The following is a 2,093-nucleotide window of genomic DNA, read 5'->3' on the forward strand; positions in this document are numbered from 1 at the left end:
ATAAAGATAACAAGTCATATGTTCTTGATAATTTAAGCATTTCTCATAAAATTGCTACAACAACAACTGATGTAAACTTGAGAGAAATGTCTAAGAAAAGATCAAAATTAATTAAAAAAGTTCCTAAAAATAGTAAAGTATTTCTATATGACCAAGAAAATTCTTATTATAGGGTAAGAGAATATAACGGATATGCTGGTTATGTCCATAAAGATTATTTAGATAATATTACAGAAATTCCGCCGCATGAATTGAATACTCAAGCAAAAAAACCCTTAAACATTACTTGGGATTACACTTATGCTGGACATTCTGAAGATAAGATTGCAAATATTAAAAATATACCAGGTGTTGATATCATAATTCCAACATGGTTTTCTATTATGAATGGAAATGGGGATTTAATTGATAGGGGAAATATTGATTATGTCAATAGATATAGAGCTATGGGTATTGATGTTTGGGGATATCTTGATAACTCTTTTGATGCAGAGATTACTAACAAGGCATTGTCAAATGAAAATTCAAGAAAAAAAATAATTGATAAAACTATAGAATTATGTAAAAAATATGGCATGAAAGGTCTAAATATTGACTTTGAAGGTTTTAAAATTAGTGACAGAGATTTATTTACAACTTTTGTAAAAGAATTATCTGAAAAAGCAAAGTCAGAAAATATAATGATTTCAGTTGATGTAACTCCACAGATATCATCGGATGTAACAAAAGAACCCTACGATAGAAAAGCACTTGCAGAGATTTGTGACTTAGTTGTAATAATGGCATATGACCAACATTGGTCATCTTCTGAAAAGTCAGGTTCAGTTGCTGAATATCCTTGGGTTGAAGGTTCAATTAATGTTTTGTTCAAGTCAATTCCTAGAGATAAAATGATTTTAGGAGTTCCTTTATATTCAAGGCTTTGGTGCGAAAAAAATGGTAAAGTTTCTTCTAAAGCAATTTCTATGGACCAAACTAATAATATTATTGGTTCTAAGGGATTAACACCTAAGTGGAATGACGAATGTGGACAATTTTATGTGGAATTTAACGAGGGTGATGCCCTTTATAAAATTTGGTTGGAAGAGAAAAATTCTTTAGCTCTTAAAACCAGTCTAGTTAATAAGTACAAGTTAAGAGGGATTGCATCTTGGAGATTGGGTTTTGAAACTTTTGATATTTGGGATGCTATAAACAATGAAATAAAAGATTTGAAATATTAATAATAATTTCAAATGAAAATGTCAATCACTAACATTGACATTTTTTTTATTATTAGATAAAATTATAAATGAATTGCAAAATTAATTGTATTTTAATTAAAGGGAGTGCTTAAAATTTTAGCTAATACTCATAAAGTTATAGCAACTATTATTCATCAAAGGGTAAAACAAGATTATAACATTAATTTAAATTTGAATAAGATACAATGGGGAAGTGTTTGTCCTGATGTTTTGCCTTATTACAAACTAATAAGACATTATCAAAAGGAGTCAATAAATTTTATTTCTAAAGAGATATCTAACTTGATTTATTTTTGTAGATATTCAAATTTACAAGAGAACACTAATCCTATTTTGATTAATTATTTATCTAAGAAGTTAGGTATAATTTCTCATTATCTTTCTGATTATTGTTGCTATCCGCATGCTTATAGGATGACTTTCTTTGATGATATGAAAGCACATATTAAGTATGAATCAGACCTTAATGTATATGTGTTATCACAAAAATTTAAGGAAGAAAATTATGAGTACGTTATAAATACTAAAAATTTAGATTTATTCGAAAATGTTGATAAAAAGCTTAAAGTTAGAGTTAAAGAATATATAGAAACAGTTATATGTGAATATAAAAATGCTCCTATAAGTTTTGATACTGATATGAATTTTGCACTAGATATAAGTTCTAAAATAGCATCCTTTGTTATTGAATCTGCACTTGTTTACAATGAAGATTTAGAAATTCAATTTTCATAGACGAATGTGCAGTATATTAAATAGAATAGATTGTTATATTAAGGCAAAGGTCATTTACCTTGCCTTTTTTAATTAATTTGGAGGAAAAGATGATTAATAATTCAGAAGCAAAGT

2 protein-coding genes are annotated in these 2,093 nt (G+C 27.2%); both read left to right on the forward strand.

Going from position 1 to position 2,093, the window contains the following annotated elements:
- Positions 1-1,223 (forward strand): glycosyl hydrolase family 18 protein (locus tag HMPREF9131_RS02695; protein ID WP_009345239.1); only part of this gene is annotated, 1,223 nt, incomplete at its 5' end.
- 105 nt (positions 1,224-1,328) lie between these two features.
- Positions 1,329-1,979 (forward strand): zinc dependent phospholipase C family protein, encoded by a 651-nt coding sequence (locus HMPREF9131_RS02700; protein ID WP_019034889.1) that lies wholly within the window; start codon positions 1,329-1,331, stop codon positions 1,977-1,979.
- The last annotated feature ends 114 nt before the right edge of the window (positions 1,980-2,093 follow it).

It is taken from the genome of Peptoniphilus sp. oral taxon 836 str. F0141, assembly GCF_000179335.1.
Taxonomy (GTDB): domain Bacteria; phylum Bacillota; class Clostridia; order Tissierellales; family Peptoniphilaceae; genus Peptoniphilus_A; species Peptoniphilus_A lacrimalis.